Here is a 19,742-nt window from a genome sequence, read left to right on the forward strand (position 1 = left end):
GAATTATGAAGATATTGGAATAAAAACGTAAAAGCAACTAAAATATTAGTTGTTCTGAAAATTTAACATTTCGCCGAAGCAATGTAGCTTTGCTTATGCTTCATAAAACCAAGGGCATTGTCATCAATTTCATCCCCTACCGGGAGACATCCATTATCTGTAAAATCTATACAGAGAAGTTTGGTATACAGAGCTATATTGAGAATGGTGTTAGAACTGCCAGAGGCAAAAACAAGATTGCCTTGTTTCAGCCTTTAACCTTACTAGATCTCGTAGTTTATCACGATGACAAAAAGGATTTGCATCGCATTTCTGAACTAAAATGTACTGCACCTTTAACCGAAATCCCGTTTGAAATTAGAAAGTCAACCATCTCTATATTCCTTAATGAGCTTTTGAGTAAAACACTTAAAGAGCAAACTGAAAATGAAAGCCTCTTCTTCTTTCTATATCAGTCAATCCTGACGCTAGATGTCATGCAAGATCATATTGAGAATTTCCACCTGATTTTCCTCATCAAGTATAGTTTTCAATTGGGTTTTGCACCTCAACAAGCCGAAGAAATAGCTGTACAATTTAAAGAATTCGGGGTAAACATTCCAGTGGAGCAAGAAACAAAACGCTACCTGGATATGCTAATGCATGCCCAATACACCGATCAAATAGAAATGGGAAAAACTTTTAGAAATCACCTGCTGGATGTACTTCTTAATTTTTACAGGCTACATCAGGAGGAGTTTGGAGAGTTAAAATCTCTTGCCGTGCTGCGTGAAATTATGAGCTAAGACGAAGCATAGCCAGCAATTTGGCATACTTTGAAATATCCTTGGCCTTTCTGCCAGACTCGTAAAAATTTACCAGCCCAGAACCCGACTCTTTAAGAGGTTTTAGCTCTGACAAAACACGCTGAACTTGTCTTGCAGTACCTTCATTTCCATCTAGTGCAGTAAGCTTTGGGAACAAGCTTTCTATTAAACGCTCGTAAAACGTAAAGTGCGTACAACCTAGAACAATAAAATGGTGCTCATGAGTTACTTTTTTACCGATCTCATCAAGCAGATATTTCTCAACCAAAACTCCTTCAAACTCCCCTTTCTCAGCAAACTCTACTAGCTTGGGTAGAGGGAGATTATCTAACCTGTTTTCAATGTTTAGGCTTTTGACCAACTTCAGGTACCTTTCAGAACTCAAGGTCACCGGTGTGGCACAGGTTAGAATTCTGTTATGGTCTTCGCTATGGTCTGCGGCTACTTTGACGGCCGGCTGTATAGCCACGATAGGGAACTCGTATTTATCTCGGAGGTATTCTACTGCAACATTAGTAGCCGTATTACAAGCCAAGACCACAACATCACAACCCTTTTCAATCAAAAAAAGAACTGCCTCTTCTACTAATTCTCTTATCTCATCACGGCTACGGTAAGAATAAGGCACATGATCCAAGTCTGCATAATAGATATAGTTCTCATGCGGCATAAGTCGCATCAAACTATGCAGAAGTGTTAAACCACCAATGCCTGAATCAAATACTCCGATCATATTTAGATAATAGACTTAGGATTTTGAGACAAGAGAATGCTATTTCTAAGCCATCTTTGCCAGAGCCTCTTCTAAGGCTTTAATCTTAGACTCGGCATCTGCTAATTTGTCTCGTTCTCTTTGAACAATTTCAGGTTTTGCATTCTGCACAAAACGCTCATTGCTCAATTTCTTTTCAACAGAATTTTTGAAACCTAAGGCGTACTCCAGCTCTTTCTGCATATTGGCACGTTCCTCTTCCAAGTCTACATTGCCACCTAGGTCAAGCCCGAACTCATCACCTTTGATCACAGTCGTTGTACCTTCAGCTTCATCAACAAAACTAATCTCGCTGATATTGGCCAGTTTAGAAATAACTGAAGCTAAACGCTCATATGTAGCTTTATCAGCTGTTTTGATACCTAACGGCAATTCTTCTTTAGGCGAAATCTGCTTCAACTGTCTCGTATTTCTTACCCAGCTAACCAGCTCAAAAATGGTTTCAAACTCGGCGAGTACTTTGTCATTTACCTTACCTCCCACTGGAAACTCTTCTATACAAATAGTAGATTTCTCTTCTCTTTCCGCAAGGTTTTGCCAGATTTCCTCACTGATGAAAGGAGTCCAAGGATGAACCAGCCTCATCAATTCATCAAAGAAGGCAATGGTTTCCTGATAACTGTAACTATCCATTGGCTGCCCCTCGCCATTGATAAACGCAGGTTTTACCATCTCCAGATACTGTGAACAGAAGTCATTCCAGATCAGGTTATAAGTGCTTAACAAAGCATCGCTCATGCGGTACTTGCTGTAATGATCCTGAACCTCGGTAATTGTGCTGTTTAACTTAGACCTGAACCAGTTGAATGCTTCTTTAGCTACAGGATTGACTGGTAGACTATCATCTACATTCCAGCCTTTTACTAACCTAAAGGCATTCCATATTTTATTAGAGAAGTTTCTTCCCTGCTCACATAACTTTTCGTCAAAAGGCAGGTCATTCCCTGCCGGCGAGCTGAACAACATGCCCGTTCTTACACCATCTGCTCCATATTTCTCAATCAGCTCGATAGGGTCAGGTGAGTTCCCTAGTGATTTAGACATTTTACGCCCTTGCTTATCTCTCACAATTCCCGTCAGATAAACATTCCGGAATGGGAAAGTGCCTTTGTATTCGTAACCCGCTATAATCATTCTGGCCACCCAGAAAAACAAGATTTCCGGTGCTGTTACCAAATCATTGGTCGGATAGTAATAGTTGATATCCTCGTTATCAGGATTCTTGAATCCATCAAAAACACTCATTGGCCATAGCCAAGAGCTAAACCAGGTATCCAGCACATCTTCGTCTTGAGTAAGGTCTTTTTCAGAAAGAGCAAAAAGCTGATACTTATCTCTGGCAATCTTTAGAGCTTCTCTTTTAGATTTCGCCACTATACAGGTTCCATCCTCAAGGTAATACGCCGGGATACGATGCCCCCACCACAGCTGACGACTGATACACCAATCACGAACATTCTCCATCCAGTGGTTGTAGGTATTCTTAAACTTTGGTGGAATCAGCTGAACTGTATCATTCATTACATTTTCCCAGGCTGGTTTAGAAAGCCTATCCATTTTTAAGAACCATTGCAATGATATTTTAGGCTCAATTACCGCCCCGGTACGCTCAGAGGTACCAACATTTGAAGTGTAGTCTTCTACTTTCACCAAATTACCAGATTCCTCCAGCATTTTGATAATCTTCTTTCTGGCCACAAAACGGTCTTCACCAACCAAAATTTGAGCTTTCTCATTGAGCTTAGCATCATCTGTAAGTAGGTCAATAACCTCCAGATCGTGTTTCTTACCAAGTTCAAAATCGTTTTGATCGTGAGCAGGGGTCACTTTAAGACATCCTGTACCAAACTCCATCTCCACGTACTCGTCAGCTATCACAGATATCTCACGATTTATCAAAGGAATTTTCACCTTCTTACCGATCAGATTTTGATACCTTTCATCATTAGGGTTAACGCAGATAGCCGCATCTGCCATGATGGTTTCTGGTCTGGTAGTAGCAATAATAACATCACCATCAGCTCCTTCATATTTAATATAAATCAGCTTCTGAGGACGCTCCACCGTAATTACTTCCTCATCAGATACAGTAGTTTTAGCCTGAGGGTCCCAATTGACCATGCGGTAACCACGGTAGATGTCTTCCTTATTATATAGATCTACAAAAGTTTCAATTACGGCATCATAGAGGTTTTCTTCCATGGTGAATCGCGTACGATCCCAGTCACAAGAAGCACCAAGCTTTCTCAATTGTTTAAGAATAATGCCACCATATTTTTCGGTCCACTCCCAGCAGTATTCCAGAAACTCCTCCCTACTTAAATCAGCCTTATTTATGCCTTTTTCTTTCAGCATGGCCACTACCTTAGCCTCAGTAGCAATGGAAGCATGGTCTGTACCAGGCACCCAGCATGCTTCTTTCCCTTCCATTCTTGCCTTTCTGATCAGAACATCCTGAATGGTATTATTAAGCATATGCCCCATATGAAGCACTCCCGTAACGTTTGGTGGAGGAATGACTATGGTGTACGGCTCTTTATCCGGATTTGGACTTGACTTAAAAAAGCCGTTTTCCATCCAGTAGCTATACCACTTATCTTCAGTTTCTTTGGGACTATAGGTTTTTGATAACTCCATTTAGCTCGGTCTTGCCTTTGATTTTAAGAAGCTGCAAAATTAGGGAATTTGATGTGAGATCACCCAGTAATTTTGAAAGCAAGACCTAACTTATGTCTTTGGTTTAGCCAAAGTCATGAAAAAATAAAGATCAGCTGACCGCAACACGCCAGGCTCTTGTAAATACTTGTCCCGAGTTTAAGGCCTCAATACCCTCTTTTTGAGTCAATTCCTGATTATGCTCAGCTGAGTCTGCGACACCACACCAAGGTTCAAGACATACAAAGGGAGCATCTTTAGCCGCCCAAATTCCGAAAAAAGGAAAATCTTCAAAACTGAAAACCAGCTTATTTGAAGACTGTGCAGAACTAAGTGTAATACTTTTTGATTCTAGGTCTTTCAATACCAAAGCGTCTTTATAGAAAAGCTCTTTTGACAAGGGGAGATTACCATTGGTTAGTTCTACCTCCTCCGTTTCTCCATTCAGAAGGCCTTGCTCATTCAATAGCCACCTTTTAAGACTGGTATCTTCAGGAAGCTCTAATTTGTACTCGGAGTAACTACCTTCTTCTCCAAATGGCACCATGAAAGCCGGGTGACCACCAATAGAGAAATACATAGTGTTATTTCCAGTAGACTTCACTTCATACTTTAACTCAAGTTGGTTCTCAAGGATGGTATAAATTAGCCTAAGTTCAAAAGAGAACGGGTAAACCTTGAGTGTTTCTTCGGTAGACTTTAATAAGAATGTTGCCGTTTCACTGTTTTTTGACTCTACCTCAAATACCATGTCACGAGCAAAACCATGTCTGCTGAGTTCGTAGGATTCACCATCGTAGGTGTAGGAATTGTCTTTCAAACCTCCCACTATCGGAAAAAGAACGGGCGACGATTTACCCCAATATCTTGGGTTAGCATCCCAGACATGTTCTATACCCGATGCCTTACAGACCAGACTTTTAAGCTCTGCTCCTTTCGGCTTTATCCATGCTTTTATGAAGTCGTTTTCTAGACAAACCATATCAAAAAGGGGTTATTTAAACCGCGAAATAAACGATAAAACTAGAAAGATGGTACAGATATACAATTTAGATATCCACGAATTATTAAAAGGCTATTTGAATATCAGCAAAATTAATTTACCTTTGCAGCCCATTTGAGAGGGCGGAGTATATGGTTCTTTCGCCTTCAGATGTTTAACACTTAAATTATTTGAACCGATGTCTCAGAAAATCAGAATTAAGCTGAAGTCATTTGATCACAATCTTCTTGACAACTCAGCAGAGAAAATTGTAAAGGCTGTAAAATCTACAGGTGCCGTAATCAGCGGTCCAATTCCTTTACCAACAAAGAAAGAGAAATTCACTGTTTTGCGTTCACCGCACGTTTCTAAGAAATCAAGAGAGCAGTTCCAGCTTTGTACTTACAAGAGATTGATCGATATCTTCTCTGCAAGCCCAAACACTGTTGACGCTCTAATGAAATTAGAATTACCTTCAGGTGTTGACGTAGAAATCAAAGTATAATTGAGTACAGCACATTAGTGAGCCCGGCTTGAGAAATCAGGTCGGGCTTTTTGTTTACGTCAAAGTAAAGAAGATTATTAAAGCTTGGTGAATCTTAGTGACTCCGTGGCTATTCTTTATCGAGTGTTTTGCCACAAAAACACGAAGGCTCAAAGTATCACGAAGAACTTAAGCTTGGTGAATCCTAGTGTCTTAGCGACTTCGGGGCTATTCTTTACCGAATGTTTTGCCACAAAGACACGAAGGCTCGAAGTATCACGAAGAATTTGGACATGGTGAATCTTGGTGTCTTTGTGACTTAGTGGCTATTCTTTACCGAGTGTTTTGCTACAAAGAAACGAAGGCTCGAAGCATCACGAAGAATTTGAACTTGGCGTTCCTTAGTGTCTTGGCGACTTAGTGACTATTCTTAAGCGAGGGTTTGCCACAAAGACACGAAGGCTCGAAGTACCACGAAGATTTTGGTTAGCAGAGATTACACCCTTCTCTCTTCTATAAAGTCTTTGAAGGCCTTTTTGTACGAATCGCTGACAGAAAAATAGTTTTTACCAATCTTCACTTTATCACGTTCTATCTCCTCAATAGCATCAAAAGCTACGATGGTTGAATTGTGAATCCTGATAAATTGAGAAGAAGGCAATGTTCCATCCAAGGACTTCATGGTTTGCAGGCAAACAATCTGCTTATCCTTTGTCATTACTTTTACGTAATCTTTCAGACCTTGTATATATAGAATGTCCGAAAGGTTAACCTTCATCAGTTTGGATCCATCTTTCAGAAAAATAAATTCGTCTTGATCACCACCTGATGCCGCCAGCACCACTTTCCCTCCTTCCTTTTCTTTAATACGCTGACTCACCTTTTCCACCGCTTTCAGAAAGCGTTCAAAAGTGATCGGTTTGAGTAAATAATCGGTCACATCTAACTCAAAACCTTCGATGGCATATTCAGAATAGGCCGTAGTTAGAATCACGTAAGGTTTACTTTTAATGAGTTTAAGCAATGCTATACCACTAATCTCCTTCATTCTTATGTCTGAGAATAGCAAGTCAATTTCGTTTTCACGCATAAACTCTAAAGCCTCCAATGGATTCCCGAAGTCTTTTAGAAGTTCTATTCCCGGAGCGGTATTGACATATTCTACCATCAGCTTTCTGGCCAATGGCTCATCCTCAACTACTATACACTTAATACTCATCAGTTTTCGTCTAATTCAATAATCAGTTTGACCCCGTACTTTTTGTCGGTTTCATCTACTATCAATTCATGGCGACCATGATAGCTCAAGTTAAGTCTTCTCAGCGTGTTTTTAAGCCCTATACCAGAACTTTCGCTTTCTACAGCCTTATCTTCCGGGGGTTTACTATTGCTTACTTCGTACGTACAAACATGACTGTCAAAATCGATATCTACTCTAACCCACGAGTTTTCATCTCCGTTTTCAACACCATGTTTGAAGGCATTTTCGAGGAAAGTAATGAAAATCAAAGGAGTAATCGTCAAAGTATCATAATCTCCGGAGATATTAACTTCTATCGGAAAACCTTCGTTTAAACGCAGACGCTCCAGAGCTATATAATTCTTAATGTATTCAATCTCACGGCTTACAGGAACCTTATCTGTAGTAGCTTCATAAATCATGTATCGCATCATTTGAGAAAGCTTCGCAATCACGTCCTTGGTGTTTGGCGAATTGGTATGAGCCAGATAATACAGGTTGTTTAGAGTATTGAATAAAAAATGGGGATTTATCTGTTCTTTCAAGAAACGTAACTCTGACTGAAGCTTCTGGTTTTCCACCTCTTTGCGTTCAGCTTCGAGCTCGAAATAGTCTTGTAGGAACCTAAGAGAGGCAATAAAGGTGACAATAAATATGGTAGTGGAAGTGTGCTGCAGTACAAACCTGAAACTTCTCAACCAGTTAAATGCTCTATCTCCTAACTCAATGTAAATTTCACGTTTAAACCATATCTGCAAAGTGATAATTAAAGCCAGACTAGCTACTATCTGCACAAAATACAAGAACCACTTCCTGGATTTTAATGCCCTTGGCATCAGTACAAAGTAATTGAAATAACTTACTGCAGCCATAGTCGTCACCTGCATAATGGCATCCAGAAAAGCTCTGAAGTAGTTTGGTTCTTCGCCTCTTTTAGGAAATGAGATCAAATAAAAGAAGAAAGAAAAATACAGAGCCCAGAAAATTACATGCAATAATAGAAGCCTGTTTTTCTTGAAGATTTGTGTCAACACGTTATGACTCAATTTGTTTAGACTATAAATAACGGATATAGTTTAGAAGTGAAAGGTGAAGTACCTTCTTTTTTCTACAAATGCCCTATTCAGTCAGATAAATGCTCCATTTTACCCGAAACAGCCCATTATGCGACTAAAAAGTACATCTGTCGATAAATGATGAGCCACTATATATTGAAAGAAATAAATTGAGAACTATGATCTTCATTTGTTGCATTCATTCATAAAACACGAACAATGAGAAAGCAATTATTCTTTATAGCAGCTCTTCTAATGTCGAGCACATTGGCATTCACTCAGGGACCTGGAGGTAGACCAGGTGGAGGAGATGGAAACGGCCGACCATCCAGAGGTCAAACTCCTCAAACTTTTGACATGAACTCTGTCACGCCAAAAGGTAATTCAAAACTAACGGGCTTTGTGATTGACTCTGCGGTGACCGTGGCTGTAGAATATGCCAATATTGCCCTGATAGATCAGGAAACTCAAAAAGTAATAGATGGTGCCATTGCTGATGGCAACGGGAAATTCCAATTCACCAGAGTCCCTAAGGGCACCTTTACCATTAAAGCTTCTTTTATAGGGTATGAAGACGCCCTACTGAAAGATATTGAAGTTAAAAAAGGAGACGATCTGGATTTGGGGACTATCAAATTAAGTATTTCAGCCAAAGTGCTGGATGAAGTTAAAGTGACTGGCCTGAAGTCTCTTATTGAAGAAAAAGTGGACCGTTTAGTCTATAACGCAGAAAACGATGTAACTTCAAAAGGTGGCGATGGTGCTGATGTGCTGAGAAAAGTACCAATGCTCTCTGTGGATCTTGACGGTAACTTATCATTGCGAGGTAGTGAGAACATTCAGGTTTTAATCAATAATAAACCTTCTACAATTGTAGCAAGCTCAGTGGCTGACGCACTTAAGATGATCCCTGCCGATCTGATCAAAACCGTAGAGGTAATCACCTCACCGTCTGCCAAATACGACGCAGAAGGTACCACAGGTATTGTAAATATCATCACAAAGAGATCTTCAATTCAAGGGTACAACCTTAACATCAATACCGGTGCTGGATTCAGAGGTTCTAATCTTGGCGTTAACGGAAATCTAAGAGTTGGAAAGGTAGGCTTCTCATTGGGTGGTTTTGGTAGAGCGTTTTATAATAAATCGGCTACAGAGCTTTTCCAGACTACTTTTGGTGAGACCAATACTTTTGAAACTATACAAACAGCTGATGCAAAAGACTTCGGTATGTTTGGTCGCTATAACCTGGGGATGGATGTAGAGCTTAGTAAGTCTGAGTATATCACAGCCAATGTTTCTTTTGGTACACGTAATTTCAATAGAGATCAGGATATGATCATTAGCACTTTCACTGATGACGTGCTAAACAGTGAAACTAATCGTATTCTGGACACAAAGAATGCCTCAAATAATGTGGATGTTAATCTTGACTACGTAATAATATTCAAGCCAAGCCACGAGTGGTCAATTTCTACGCAATACAGCCAGAATAACATGACCAATAACTTTGATGCAGAAACTTTCTCTTCTGCTAACGAAAGTTTAGGTAATCAACAAAACCTCAACTTTAACGTAAACAGAGAGATCACTGCTCAAACAGACTACATGATGCCAATTGGCAAAAAACAAATGTTTGAAACTGGCGTAAAAGCTATTTTCAGAGAAGTAGATAGTGATTTTGAATACTTATTTGGCTTCGGTGGAGCCTTGGAGGCAGATGCCAGAAATCCTGCGGGATACTTGAACTATAATCAGGATATTAAGGCAGGGTATCTTTCCTATACCTACTCTACCAACAATAAGTGGTCTTTCAAAGTGGGAGCCAGATATGAACATACTTCAATTGATGCTGACGATAGTGGTGTCATTTTGGATATAGACTCTTACACTAACCTGGTACCCAGTGTTAACATTTCAAAGGTGATGAATAATGGCTTGACTTTCAAAGTGGCTTATAATAACCGAATTCAAAGACCGGGGCTTCGTCAGCTGAACCCGAACTATAATGCGGCCAACCCGCAAAGTATTACAATTGGTAACCCAAGCCTTACGCCAGAAATATCAAATAATATGGAGCTAAGTCTGAGTAAAGCCATCAAGAGAAACTACATTAGCTTCTCAACTTTTGCTCGCCAGACGAATAACTCTATTCTTCAAATCACCTCACTCTCTGATACGCTGGCAGGTGCTGTAATTACCACATATGAGAACATCGGGAAACAACAAACAGCGGGTGTAAACTTCTTCGGAAACTTCTACATCACACCTAAATGGAGCGTAAACGGCGGAATAGATGCCTATTATAACTACCTGGAGGGTCAGGTACAGACTCTTGACGGCTTTGAGTTTAAAAGTAATAGTGGAATTGTAGTTGGAGGTCGTATGATGTCTCAGTTGACACTTGAAAAAGGATGGGCCCTACAGGCTTTTGCGGGTATGAGAGGAAACAGAGTTACGCTTCAGGGTAATAACACCGGGTTTGGATTCTACAACCTGGGCGTAAGAAAAGATATCAATGACAAGAAAGGAAGTCTGGGTATAGCCTTTGAGAACTTCCTGGGTGGAATGACCATGAGAAGCACTACAGTTTCTCCACTTTTGAATCAGGAAAGTGTGAATTACATCTACAATCAGAACGTCAAGGTGACATTCCAGTATAAGCTCGGTAATATGAGATTTGTTCAAAGAAAGAAAACAAGATCTGTTGACAATGACGACGTCAAAGGTGGCGGCGACACTGGCCAGCAGGGAGGCTTTAATTAATAGAAATAGATAGTTTAAGTTTGATTAAAAGGTCGGTCCATTACCGACCTTTTATCTTTTAAAGACCTTATTTTGAATTTTACCATTCATCAATTTCAACTTTCATCTAATGAAGGAGTTCAGGTCATTTGAGTAAATCTTACTCAAAACCATGAAAGCTATTTTACAATTCAACTACGGAAGTCCAGACAATATCGAGCTTGGGACTTACCAAAAGCCAAAGCCTCTCAAGAATCAAATCTTAGTTAAAATTCATGCTTCCACTGTAAATGACTGGGACTGGAGTCTGGTAAGGGGCAAGCCCATTTTGTATCGCCTACTTTATGGAATCAGAAAACCTAAAATACCCATTCCAGGAATTGAGTATGCCGGAGTCATTGAGGCAGTAGGAGAAGATGTCACTGATTTCAGAATTGGCCAACGCGTATTTGGCGATACTTCAAGCGAGAAATGGGGAACGATGGCCGAATACATTTGTCTGAGTCCTGAGGCGGTTCAATTAATTCCAGACCAAATTGATGATATAACAGCTGCAGCCCTCCCCCATGCCTCCCTATTGGCATACCAAAGCCTTATCACAATTGGTGAGCTGAATAGAGGGATGAAAATATTGATAAATGGTGGTGGTGGAGGGATGGGAACCTTTGCGGTGCAACTAGCCAAATTTTACGATTGTCATATCACTGGAGTAGATCACTCTGACAAGCTTCAAATGATGAAATCAGCAGGTTATCATAAGGTTTTAGACTATACTTCCCAGGACTTCACCAAATCAGGCGAGAAGTATGACATCATTCTGGATGCGAAAACTACGCGAACACCTTCTGCCTATCTCAGATGTCTCAATGCTAAAGGCAAATACATTACCGTGGGTGGTTCGCCTTTTCAACTCATCAGATTATTATTTTCAAAAATCCTGTATCGTCACAAGATCAATATTCTTGGGCTCAAGCCTAATCAAGGTTTAGAAGAAATAGTCAAATACGTATTGGAAGACAAAATTAAACCGGTGATTGATGGTCCATATAAAATTGAGCAAGCCCCTCAATTAATACTATATTTTGGAGCTGGAAAGCACGAAGGCAAAATTGTGATGAAACATCTTGCCTAAAGGTCTTGCAAATCGTTAAATACTGTTAAAATACACTCTGCTTGAGCACAAAAAGAGCATCCTGAAGCCGCGTAGTACAGACAATCGGCGTAAAGAAGAATATCAAGTTTACGCCGATATGAATAACAAAAACTATAAGACACTAGTCTTTTTATTACTCATTTCTTTATTCACCTCTTGTAATCAAGCAGATGAAATATCTCCTGAGACCGATACATCAACTGATATCATAAGTGAAGTAGAACTAGAAACACCAAACGAGCTGGATACCGATTATAACTGGGACGATAGTGGGGCTACCAACATCATTCTTAAAGGAGAAGTAGTAGAAATTACTGGAGAAGGAGCCTCGTTTGAAGAGAACATCATCACTATCTCAAAAGCCGGTACCTATAACGTGAGTGGCATTCTTTCAGATGGTATGCTGGAGGTAGACTCTGATGATCAGGAAAATGTAAACATTATATTAAATGCTGCTTCTATTTATAATTCAGGCAGCTCCGCCATATCGATACTAAATGCGGAAAAGGTAGTGATCTCACTTAAAGCAGGTACTGAAAATAACCTTGAAGATGCTATTCAATATACTGCGGACGATGAAAAAAATGGAACAATATACAGTAAGGCAGACCTAATCTTTACAGGAGAAGGCACACTCAATGTCACTGCTAATTTCCAGGATGGTATTGTTAGCAAAGATGGCCTTATTATCAATAGTGGAAACTATATAATTCACGCAGAAGATGATGCCATTAGAGGTAAGGATTATTTATTGATTCATAACGGCAGTTTTGATCTTCAAGCGGGTGGAGACGGGCTGGCCTCAGATAATGATGAAGATAGCTCCAGAGGTTATGTTACAATAGAAGAAGGTCAATTTGCAATAAGCACAGGAGCAGATGGTATACAGGCGGTGACAGTCCTTCAAATACAGAATGGAGAGTTTGAAATTTCAAGCGGCGGCGGAAGTTCCAGAACTGTTTCATCAAACTCGTCTGCCAAAGCATTAAAAGCTGGGGTATTGCTAAAAATCTCTGACGGTCATATCAATATTGACGCGGCCGATGATGCTATTCATTCTAATCAGAATATCATCATTGATGGCGGGGCCATACTCTTAAATTCTGCAGATGACGGCATTCACGCCGACGAAGCTCTGGAAATAAACTCAGGTGAAATCACTATTTCAAAATCCTACGAAGGATTAGAAAGCAAACTCATCACCATAAATGATGGACTCTTAAAAATAACCTCAAGTGACGATGGTATAAATGCCACAGATGGCACCTCCACAGGCTTCGGTGGAGGCATGAACAGAGGGGAGGCAAATTCATTTTTCTACATGAATGGAGGTTTTGTATCCGTAAATGCCTCGGGAGATGGTTTGGATGCAAACGGCTCTATCGTAATGTCCGGGGGTACGGTATTGGTTAATGGCCCTACACAAAGTATGAATGGAGCCCTTGATTATGATCATAGCTTTTCTATTTCGGGTGGTCTTCTTGTGGCGGTTGGGAGCTCCAGAATGGCCCAATCACCAGATGGTAATAGTGAGCAGGAGTCGGTTTTACTGAATTTAGGTCAAACCGTGAAAGCAGGTACCATTTTAGAAATAACAGACACCGCAGGCAACGAACTTCTCTGCTTTAGCTCTGCTAAAAACTATGAAACAGTAGCCTTCTCATCACCTGACCTAAAGTCTGGAACTACCTATGAAATATACCTTGGCGGAAGCCATTCTGGCGTTCTAAGCGAAGGACTCTACGCTGAAGGAGTTTACTCCGGCGGACAACTTCTCGGAGAATTTAAACTATAAACCCTATGCATAATATAACCAAACTAGGAGCCGTAATCTTTTTGATTACCGTTGCCTGCAAACCTCAAGATTTAGTAGACCCCATCACTGGTAGAGCCTCAAACTGGTCAGACTACTCTCACGGCAATACTACCGAGCCTGATTATGCAATGGTTTTCCCTGATGACAAGGTAAATACATTAATTATTGACCTAGGGGAAGACGGATGGTCAGATATCAGATCAGATATGACAGCTCTCTCTGGAGGAGATTTTGGTAGCGGAGGGGGATTTGGCGGTGGCAACCCTGGTGGTGGTGGTTTTGGAGGCGGAAACCCTGGCGGCGGCGGCCTCGGAGCTGGCAACCCAGGAGGAGGCTTTGGTGGGCCATCAAATGAAGGAGGTGCCATCAGTATCTTTAGCAGAGACCCCGAATATGTGACTGCTACCTTAACTTTTAATGAGAACACATGGAATAATGTTGGCTTTAGGTTAAAAGGAAACTCAAGTTTGAGCAGAGCCTGGTCAGAGGGGAATTATAAACTTCCTTTCAGGCTCAATTTCGATAAATATGAAGATCAGTATCCAGAAATAGATAATCAACGCTTCTACGGCTTTAAGGAACTCTCAATGGCCCCAGGCTATAATGATCAAAGCCTTATGAGAGATAAACTAGCAGCCGATATTTTCAGAGACGCCGGTATCCCGGCAGCACGAGCCGCTTTTTATAAAGTCTATATTGACTTCGGAGAAGGGCAAAAATACTGTGGTATTTACACGATGCTAGAGGTTATAGATGATACAATGGTAGATGAGCAATATGGGGAAACCGGAGGAAACATTTACAAACCCGAAAGTTCCTTACAATCCTTTTCGCAAAGTCTTTTTGAGAAGAAAAACAATGAAGATGAGGCCGATTATTCGGACGTTCAGAATTTTGTTACTGCACTGAACAGCTCAAACAGAAGCACAAATACTGACGCCTGGAAAAATGAATTAGAGTCAACATTTGATGTCAATCATTTCCTAAAGTATTTAGCCATCAATAATACCATTATCAATTGGGACTCTTACGGAGGCATGGCTCATAATTATTATCTTTATAACGACGGTGGTCAGCTGAAATGGATTCCATGGGATCATAATGAAGCTTTAACCTCTTCTGGAGGTCGTAGCTCAGGGGTATCATTTGCAATGTCTGAGGTGAGCGAAACCTGGCCATTAATAAGGTACCTGGCAGATGATCCTGAATATTTTGAGCAATACAAAAACCATATTGAAACGTTTCTCAATGATGTATTTACTCCAACCAGTATTAATTCCAGAATAGACTACAATTATAATCTCATTCAGGAATATGTAACAGGTTCTGAGCCAGAACAAACAGGCTATTCTTATTTGAATGGCTCAGAGAGTTTTGAGTCTGCCATTAATTCACTTAAAAACCATATCCAAACACGTTATGACGAAGCACAGAATTTCCTCAGATAGTCTTTCGGAGCAGATCAATGGTTTTGAGTCTATTTCATTAGAAAATCTGAAAAACGCAGAGCTTCTTGACAGAAAAGAGGTCAAGTATGTTTTTGAAAGAGATTTATTGGATAGAATTCTGGAAGAACTTCCGGATCATTATTTCATTCTTGAAATTGATGGCAAAAGGCAGTTCAAGTATCTCTCTCAATATTTTGATACAGATGATCTTCAATTTTTTCATCGGCATAGAACAGGCAGACTAAACAGATATAAAGTAAGAAAGAGAGAATACTTAGACGCAGGGCTGGCCTTTTTTGAGGTCAAGTTCAAAAACAACCATGGGAGAACCATAAAGTCTAGAATACCAACAGAGACTCAGACTCAAGAAGAAATTTTACAGGAAGAAGATTCATTTCTTCAAGAAGTAAGCCCCTTTCTTGCAGACGCCTTGAATCCAACTGTTTCGGTTCTTTACAATCGACTTACACTTGTCAATAAAAACAGCCCGGAGCGTGTCACTATTGACATGAATTTAAACCTTCAGATTGATGATCATGAAAGCACTTTTGATGATCTGGTGATTTTAGAAGTGAAGCAAGATCGACTTCGAGCAAGTAAAATCAAAAGTGTATTAAGGGGTTTTGGAATTAGACCCGGCACCATCAGCAAGTATTGCCTAGGTATCATTTCAAACGAAGACGACGTACGCTATAACCGTTTCAAACCCCGTTTCGATAGACTCTACAAACCCTTTTTAAACCAATAATGAATCATGGAATTACTTGAATTTTTAGGCCAAAACGCCTTTCTCGGTAAGCTTTCCGGTAAGTTTTTTTTGAGGCTTCTGGTAGACCTACTCGCTACGTTTATCATGGTGAGGCTGGTATATTATCGATACTATAAAAAGACAGACCTCTTCCTGACCTTCTTTGGTTTTAACCTGGTCATTTTCCTGATCTCTTATCTACTCAATAAGGTGGATATGACCATGGGAGCAGCTTTCGGCCTTTTTGCCGTGTTCAGTATGCTTAGGTTCAGAACAGAGGGTATCAATACCAAAGACATGACCTACCTCTTTTTGGTCATAGCCATGGGACTGGTTACTGCGGTTTCTAAAGGCAGTTGGGATGAACTAGGAGTCATTAATATCATAATAATTGTAAGCACAGCTCTTTTAGACGGTAACATTCTCACTAAGAAAGAATTATACCATCAGATTGACTATGATATTCTGGAGAACATTAAACCTGAAAACAGAGAAATGCTCATGAATGACCTACAAAATAGAACGGGCCTAAGTGTTCATAGAGTAGAAATAATTTCAATTGACATGCTGCGTGATGCGGCCAGAATACATGCCTACTATTATGCTTAAAAAAATAATCACGCCTCTATTCTTCATTCTTTTTGCTTTGCAAAGCAAAGGCCAATTAGGCGTATGGAACAAGGTTACTGCTGAAGCAGACTTGGGTAAAAAAGTAGAATTGGAAGTTAACGCTCAAGCGAGAACCGGTGATATCATGCAGTCTTTTGAACGGTATCTGGGAGAAGCAGGACTAAAATATGAACTGATTAAGAACCTGGATTTGGGAGTTTATTACAGATATACCCTTAAAACCGCTTCTGAAGGCAATCCAGATCATTTTCATCGTTTCTATGGGGAACTGAAATACAAACAGAAACTGCACAAACCTCTCAAACTAAGTTATCGATTAAGATATCAACAACAATTTAAAGATGGCCTTGCTACCGATGCTTTGGATTCCAGTTACCTGCGAAACAAGTTAGAATTAAGCACCAAAGTTGGTCAGCGATTTCAACCATACCTTGGAGCAGACATTTTCTATGAAATCGGGAATACTTTTGACCAGTTAAGATATTCACTTGGTACTGAAATCAAACTATCCAAAAAGACCAGCTTAGACATTGGTATTCAAACCGATGACCCTCTGAATAGCAATAAGTCTAATGATTGGCGAATAGATTGGGGACTTAAATTTAAGTTAAATTAACTAAGTCCTAAGCCGCGACTTATTACTCCTAAAGCGTACTTAAAGGAAATAACAAGCAATCGATGAAAAGAAATGAATTTATAAGAAAGAGTTTTGGACTTCTCTCTGTAGCACCTGCTACTTTAGCCTGTGTTAAAGACACTGTTGGAGCAGACGAAACAGTGGATACCAACGGAAGTACAAACGGATCTTCAGCTGATAATTGTGAGGTTACCAATTCAGAAACCGCAGGTCCTTTCCCTATCAAAAACCCTTCAAACTATGTTTATCAGGATATAACTCTGGATAGAGAGGGCGTTTCATTGGAGGTTCAATTATACATCAAAGACTCCAGTGAAGAATGTGAACCTGTAGAAGCTGCCCTGGTAGATATCTGGCACTGTGATGCAGATGGTAATTATTCTCAATATGGAGGTACAAACATGCAGAAAACAGACTATTCCAATGCCAATTTTTTAAGAGGAAGGCAGATTACAGATGCCAATGGACTGGTGGTGTTTAAAACTATTTTCCCTGGTTGGTACAGTGGAAGAGCCGTACATATTCATGTTCAAATCTTTAATAGTAGTGGCTCATCTCAATTGGTTACGCAAATTGCCTTTCCGGCAGACGTCTGCGATGCTGTCTTCAATAATGCTACCGATTTTTACTCAAAAGGATTAGCCGACACATCAAACGACCGAGATAATGTTTTTGGCGATGGTTATGATAATGAACTTGCCAGCATAACAGGTTCTATCAACGACGGCTTTGTGCTCACGCATACGATCGTCATTCCTTAGCGTGAATTGAGTCTTGAAGAATAAATACCTCTGTGAAGTTTTCATGGAGGTATTGTTAATTCAGCCTACTCCAAACCCATAAACCAATCAATCAACTCCTCCTCGTCTACAATGCTCCATGAATGTGGATGACGAGAGCCATCTGGCCGGTATCCTTTATTCTCTGTCAATATTAACTCAGCAGAATCGTTTCCGTTAATTTGTAATTGATTGATAAGGGCTGCTGCATCTATGGCATTCATACCGTAGTAGTCTTTGCCCCTGTTTTTCATCCACCAATGAACATCGGGCTCAGTGTAAGCTCTGATGGCTATATCATTCAGAAACCTAGCATTTCCCCCAAACGCAGATAAATAGCTATAAGGCGAGTAATTGGCATAGGCTGTGAGTACTTCTTCGGGTGTACCACCTAGTTTTTTGGCCAAATATTGGCTTACCCATTTCCCCTCATTGGCTCCAAGTTCATTTATATTTAATCTCCAGGCTTTATCACCCTCTTTCCAGAACCTGGCCATATCTAGAGGAGAATCACAAGTCATGACTGCCTTAGGTTTGATACACTTTTGACAGTCTCCACTCTTTGAGAAAATAGCCATTTTTAAAGCTCTGGTTCCTTCAAGTGACATTCCACCGAAAAGCAAGTTGCCTGAAGGTATACCGTGTTTTTGACATGCTTCAGAGATATATTTTTCTAATTCAAGCATTTGTTTTGCCTCAAAAAGAAAGTCAAACGGATTAGCCGTACTGACAAAAATAACAGCCAAACCCGCCTTATTCGCAATAGGAATCATTGAAAAATCAGATTCTTCTTTTGCCTCTGCATGAAAGAAAACTACGGCACCATTCGGCTTATTTTCAGGTAACCAAACCGAATAACCATAAGGTGAGGCAGATATTGAAATCTCTTCTGTCAATGGTTCATAACTATCGGTGGTTTTGTATTGTATATCCACCTTCTGAGCCAAAACATCAAGGCTGAGAATTGATATCAAAACAAGAGTAAGATACTGTTTCATGGTTGCAAATTAGTCTACCCTTGATAATCCATAAATTTTGAACTGTTAAGAATACTTAATCTTCAGTTGTTCAATTCCATATCACGAAAAACTGTAAATTGATTTTTCAACCATCAGCCATTTATGTACATCCTTACCGAAACCAGCAGTATTGCCAATCACTTTCTGGCCAATCTTCGTGATGAAAACTACCAAAAAGACCGAGCTGCTTTTAGAAGAAATATCATGAAACTAGGAGAAATACTCGCCTATGAGATTTCCAAAAACATGACTTTCAAAAATGCAGAGATTAATACACCTCTCGGCACTAAAGAAACCCGTCTTTTGGCGGAGCAACCCATTATCTGTACCATCATGAGAGCTGGTTTACAACTTCATCAGGGTATTCAAAACTACTTTGAAAGTGCAGATAGTGCATTTATAGGGGCATATCGTGGTAAGCATGACTCCAAGGATGATTTCGATATTGAGATGGATTATATCAGCAGTCCGAATATTCAGGGCAAAACTCTTATTATCTGTGACCCGATGATAGCCTCAGGAAAATCGATCGAAAAGGCGTATCACGCTATGTTGAGATACGGTATTCCGAAAAGAACTTATCTGGTTGGGGTTATTGCCTCGGCAAGAGGAGCACGTTTTGTCCAAGCTCGTATGCCGGAATGTAGACTTTATCTTGGCGATCTCGATAAAGACTTAAATAGCAAATCCTACATTATTCCTGGATTAGGTGATGCCGGCGACCTCTGCTACGGCGAAAAAACCTGATCAGAATTCATTGACCATCTTAAGCT

At 40.1% G+C, this 19,742-nt stretch carries 17 protein-coding genes; 11 read left to right on the plus strand and 6 right to left on the minus strand.

Translation table 11 applies throughout. The annotated features are described in order from the left end of the window. Positions 1 to 95 precede the first annotated feature (95 nt). Positions 96 to 785 (plus strand): DNA repair protein RecO, encoded by a 690-nt coding sequence (gene recO / locus ACUXV0_RS08210; protein WP_446192600.1) that lies wholly within the window; start codon positions 96 to 98, stop codon positions 783 to 785. Here the strand turns inward: recO and murI are convergent. The 3 genes from murI to ACUXV0_RS08225 all read right to left on the minus strand — a co-directional run bounded on the left by murI (position 775) and on the right by ACUXV0_RS08225 (position 5,215). Continuing rightward, on the minus strand, positions 775 to 1,539 hold the full coding sequence (gene murI, locus ACUXV0_RS08215) for a glutamate racemase (RefSeq protein ID WP_446192601.1): 765 nt from the start codon (positions 1,537 to 1,539) through the stop codon (positions 775 to 777). The two genes, recO and murI, sit on opposite strands and share 11 nt — an antisense overlap. Positions 1,540 to 1,584: 45 nt before the next feature. Continuing rightward, positions 1,585 to 4,215: a valine--tRNA ligase gene (locus ACUXV0_RS08220; protein WP_446192602.1), complete on the minus strand. Its 2,631-nt coding sequence runs from the start codon at positions 4,213 to 4,215 to the stop codon at positions 1,585 to 1,587. 130 nt (positions 4,216 to 4,345) lie between these two features. Then, positions 4,346 to 5,215 carry an aldose 1-epimerase family protein gene (locus tag ACUXV0_RS08225; protein ID WP_446192603.1) on the minus strand — a complete coding sequence of 290 codons (870 nt, stop codon included), beginning with the start codon at positions 5,213 to 5,215 and terminating at the stop codon, positions 4,346 to 4,348. 199 nt (positions 5,216 to 5,414) lie between these two features. Between ACUXV0_RS08225 and rpsJ the strand changes: the two genes are divergently transcribed. Beyond that, positions 5,415 to 5,720, plus strand: a complete 306-nt coding sequence (gene rpsJ / locus ACUXV0_RS08230; protein WP_055148657.1) for a 30S ribosomal protein S10 — start codon at positions 5,415 to 5,417, stop codon at positions 5,718 to 5,720. Between the two features lie 475 nt (positions 5,721 to 6,195). On the opposite strand, the gene ACUXV0_RS08235 is transcribed toward rpsJ, so the two are convergent. Together ACUXV0_RS08235 and ACUXV0_RS08240 are read right to left on the minus strand one after the other, a co-directional pair. After that, entirely contained in the window at positions 6,196 to 6,918 is a 723-nt protein-coding gene (locus ACUXV0_RS08235) for a LytR/AlgR family response regulator transcription factor (protein WP_446192604.1), read from the minus strand. Continuing rightward, on the minus strand, positions 6,918 to 7,934 hold the full coding sequence (locus ACUXV0_RS08240) for a sensor histidine kinase (RefSeq protein ID WP_446192605.1): 1,017 nt from the start codon (positions 7,932 to 7,934) through the stop codon (positions 6,918 to 6,920). Before ACUXV0_RS08240 ends, ACUXV0_RS08235 begins: the two co-directional genes overlap by 1 nt. A 279-nt stretch (positions 7,935 to 8,213) precedes the next feature. Between ACUXV0_RS08240 and ACUXV0_RS08245 the strand changes: the two genes are divergently transcribed. From ACUXV0_RS08245 to ACUXV0_RS08280, 8 genes are all read left to right on the plus strand, one after another. After that, a complete protein-coding gene (locus ACUXV0_RS08245; RefSeq protein WP_446192606.1) occupies positions 8,214 to 10,760 on the plus strand; it encodes a TonB-dependent receptor domain-containing protein in 2,547 nt (848 codons plus the stop codon). 151 nt (positions 10,761 to 10,911) lie between these two features. After that, positions 10,912 to 11,871, plus strand: a complete 960-nt coding sequence (locus tag ACUXV0_RS08250) for an NAD(P)-dependent alcohol dehydrogenase (RefSeq protein WP_446192607.1) — start codon at positions 10,912 to 10,914, stop codon at positions 11,869 to 11,871. Positions 11,872 to 11,989: 118 nt separating this feature from the next. Next, positions 11,990 to 13,687, plus strand: coding sequence for a carbohydrate-binding domain-containing protein (locus ACUXV0_RS08255; protein WP_446192608.1), 1,698 nt, complete (start codon positions 11,990 to 11,992; stop codon positions 13,685 to 13,687). 5 nt (positions 13,688 to 13,692) lie between these two features. Continuing rightward, on the plus strand, positions 13,693 to 15,156 hold the full coding sequence (locus tag ACUXV0_RS08260) for a CotH kinase family protein (RefSeq protein WP_446192609.1): 1,464 nt from the start codon (positions 13,693 to 13,695) through the stop codon (positions 15,154 to 15,156). Continuing rightward, a complete protein-coding gene (locus ACUXV0_RS08265) occupies positions 15,128 to 15,904 on the plus strand; it encodes a polyphosphate polymerase domain-containing protein (RefSeq protein WP_446192610.1) in 777 nt (258 codons plus the stop codon). Before ACUXV0_RS08260 ends, ACUXV0_RS08265 begins: the two co-directional genes overlap by 29 nt. A gap of 6 nt (positions 15,905 to 15,910) precedes the next feature. Further along, positions 15,911 to 16,513 (plus strand): DUF4956 domain-containing protein, encoded by a 603-nt coding sequence (locus ACUXV0_RS08270; protein WP_446192611.1) that lies wholly within the window; start codon positions 15,911 to 15,913, stop codon positions 16,511 to 16,513. Next, a complete protein-coding gene (locus ACUXV0_RS08275; RefSeq protein ID WP_446192612.1) occupies positions 16,506 to 17,150 on the plus strand; it encodes a DUF2490 domain-containing protein in 645 nt (214 codons plus the stop codon). Before ACUXV0_RS08270 ends, ACUXV0_RS08275 begins: the two co-directional genes overlap by 8 nt. Before the next feature lie 62 nt (positions 17,151 to 17,212). Beyond that, on the plus strand, positions 17,213 to 17,932 hold the full coding sequence (locus ACUXV0_RS08280; protein WP_446192613.1) for a dioxygenase family protein: 720 nt from the start codon (positions 17,213 to 17,215) through the stop codon (positions 17,930 to 17,932). 65 nt (positions 17,933 to 17,997) lie between these two features. Here the strand turns inward: ACUXV0_RS08280 and ACUXV0_RS08285 are convergent, their stop codons facing one another. Beyond that, positions 17,998 to 18,948, minus strand: coding sequence for a hypothetical protein (locus ACUXV0_RS08285; protein WP_446192614.1), 951 nt, complete (start codon positions 18,946 to 18,948; stop codon positions 17,998 to 18,000). Between the two features lie 123 nt (positions 18,949 to 19,071). On the opposite strand from ACUXV0_RS08285, the gene upp reads away from it, so the two are divergent. After that, positions 19,072 to 19,716, plus strand: a complete 645-nt coding sequence (gene upp, locus ACUXV0_RS08290) for a uracil phosphoribosyltransferase (protein WP_446192615.1) — start codon at positions 19,072 to 19,074, stop codon at positions 19,714 to 19,716. Positions 19,717 to 19,742: the final 26 nt, after the last annotated feature.

The organism is Jiulongibacter sp. NS-SX5 (assembly GCF_052828545.1).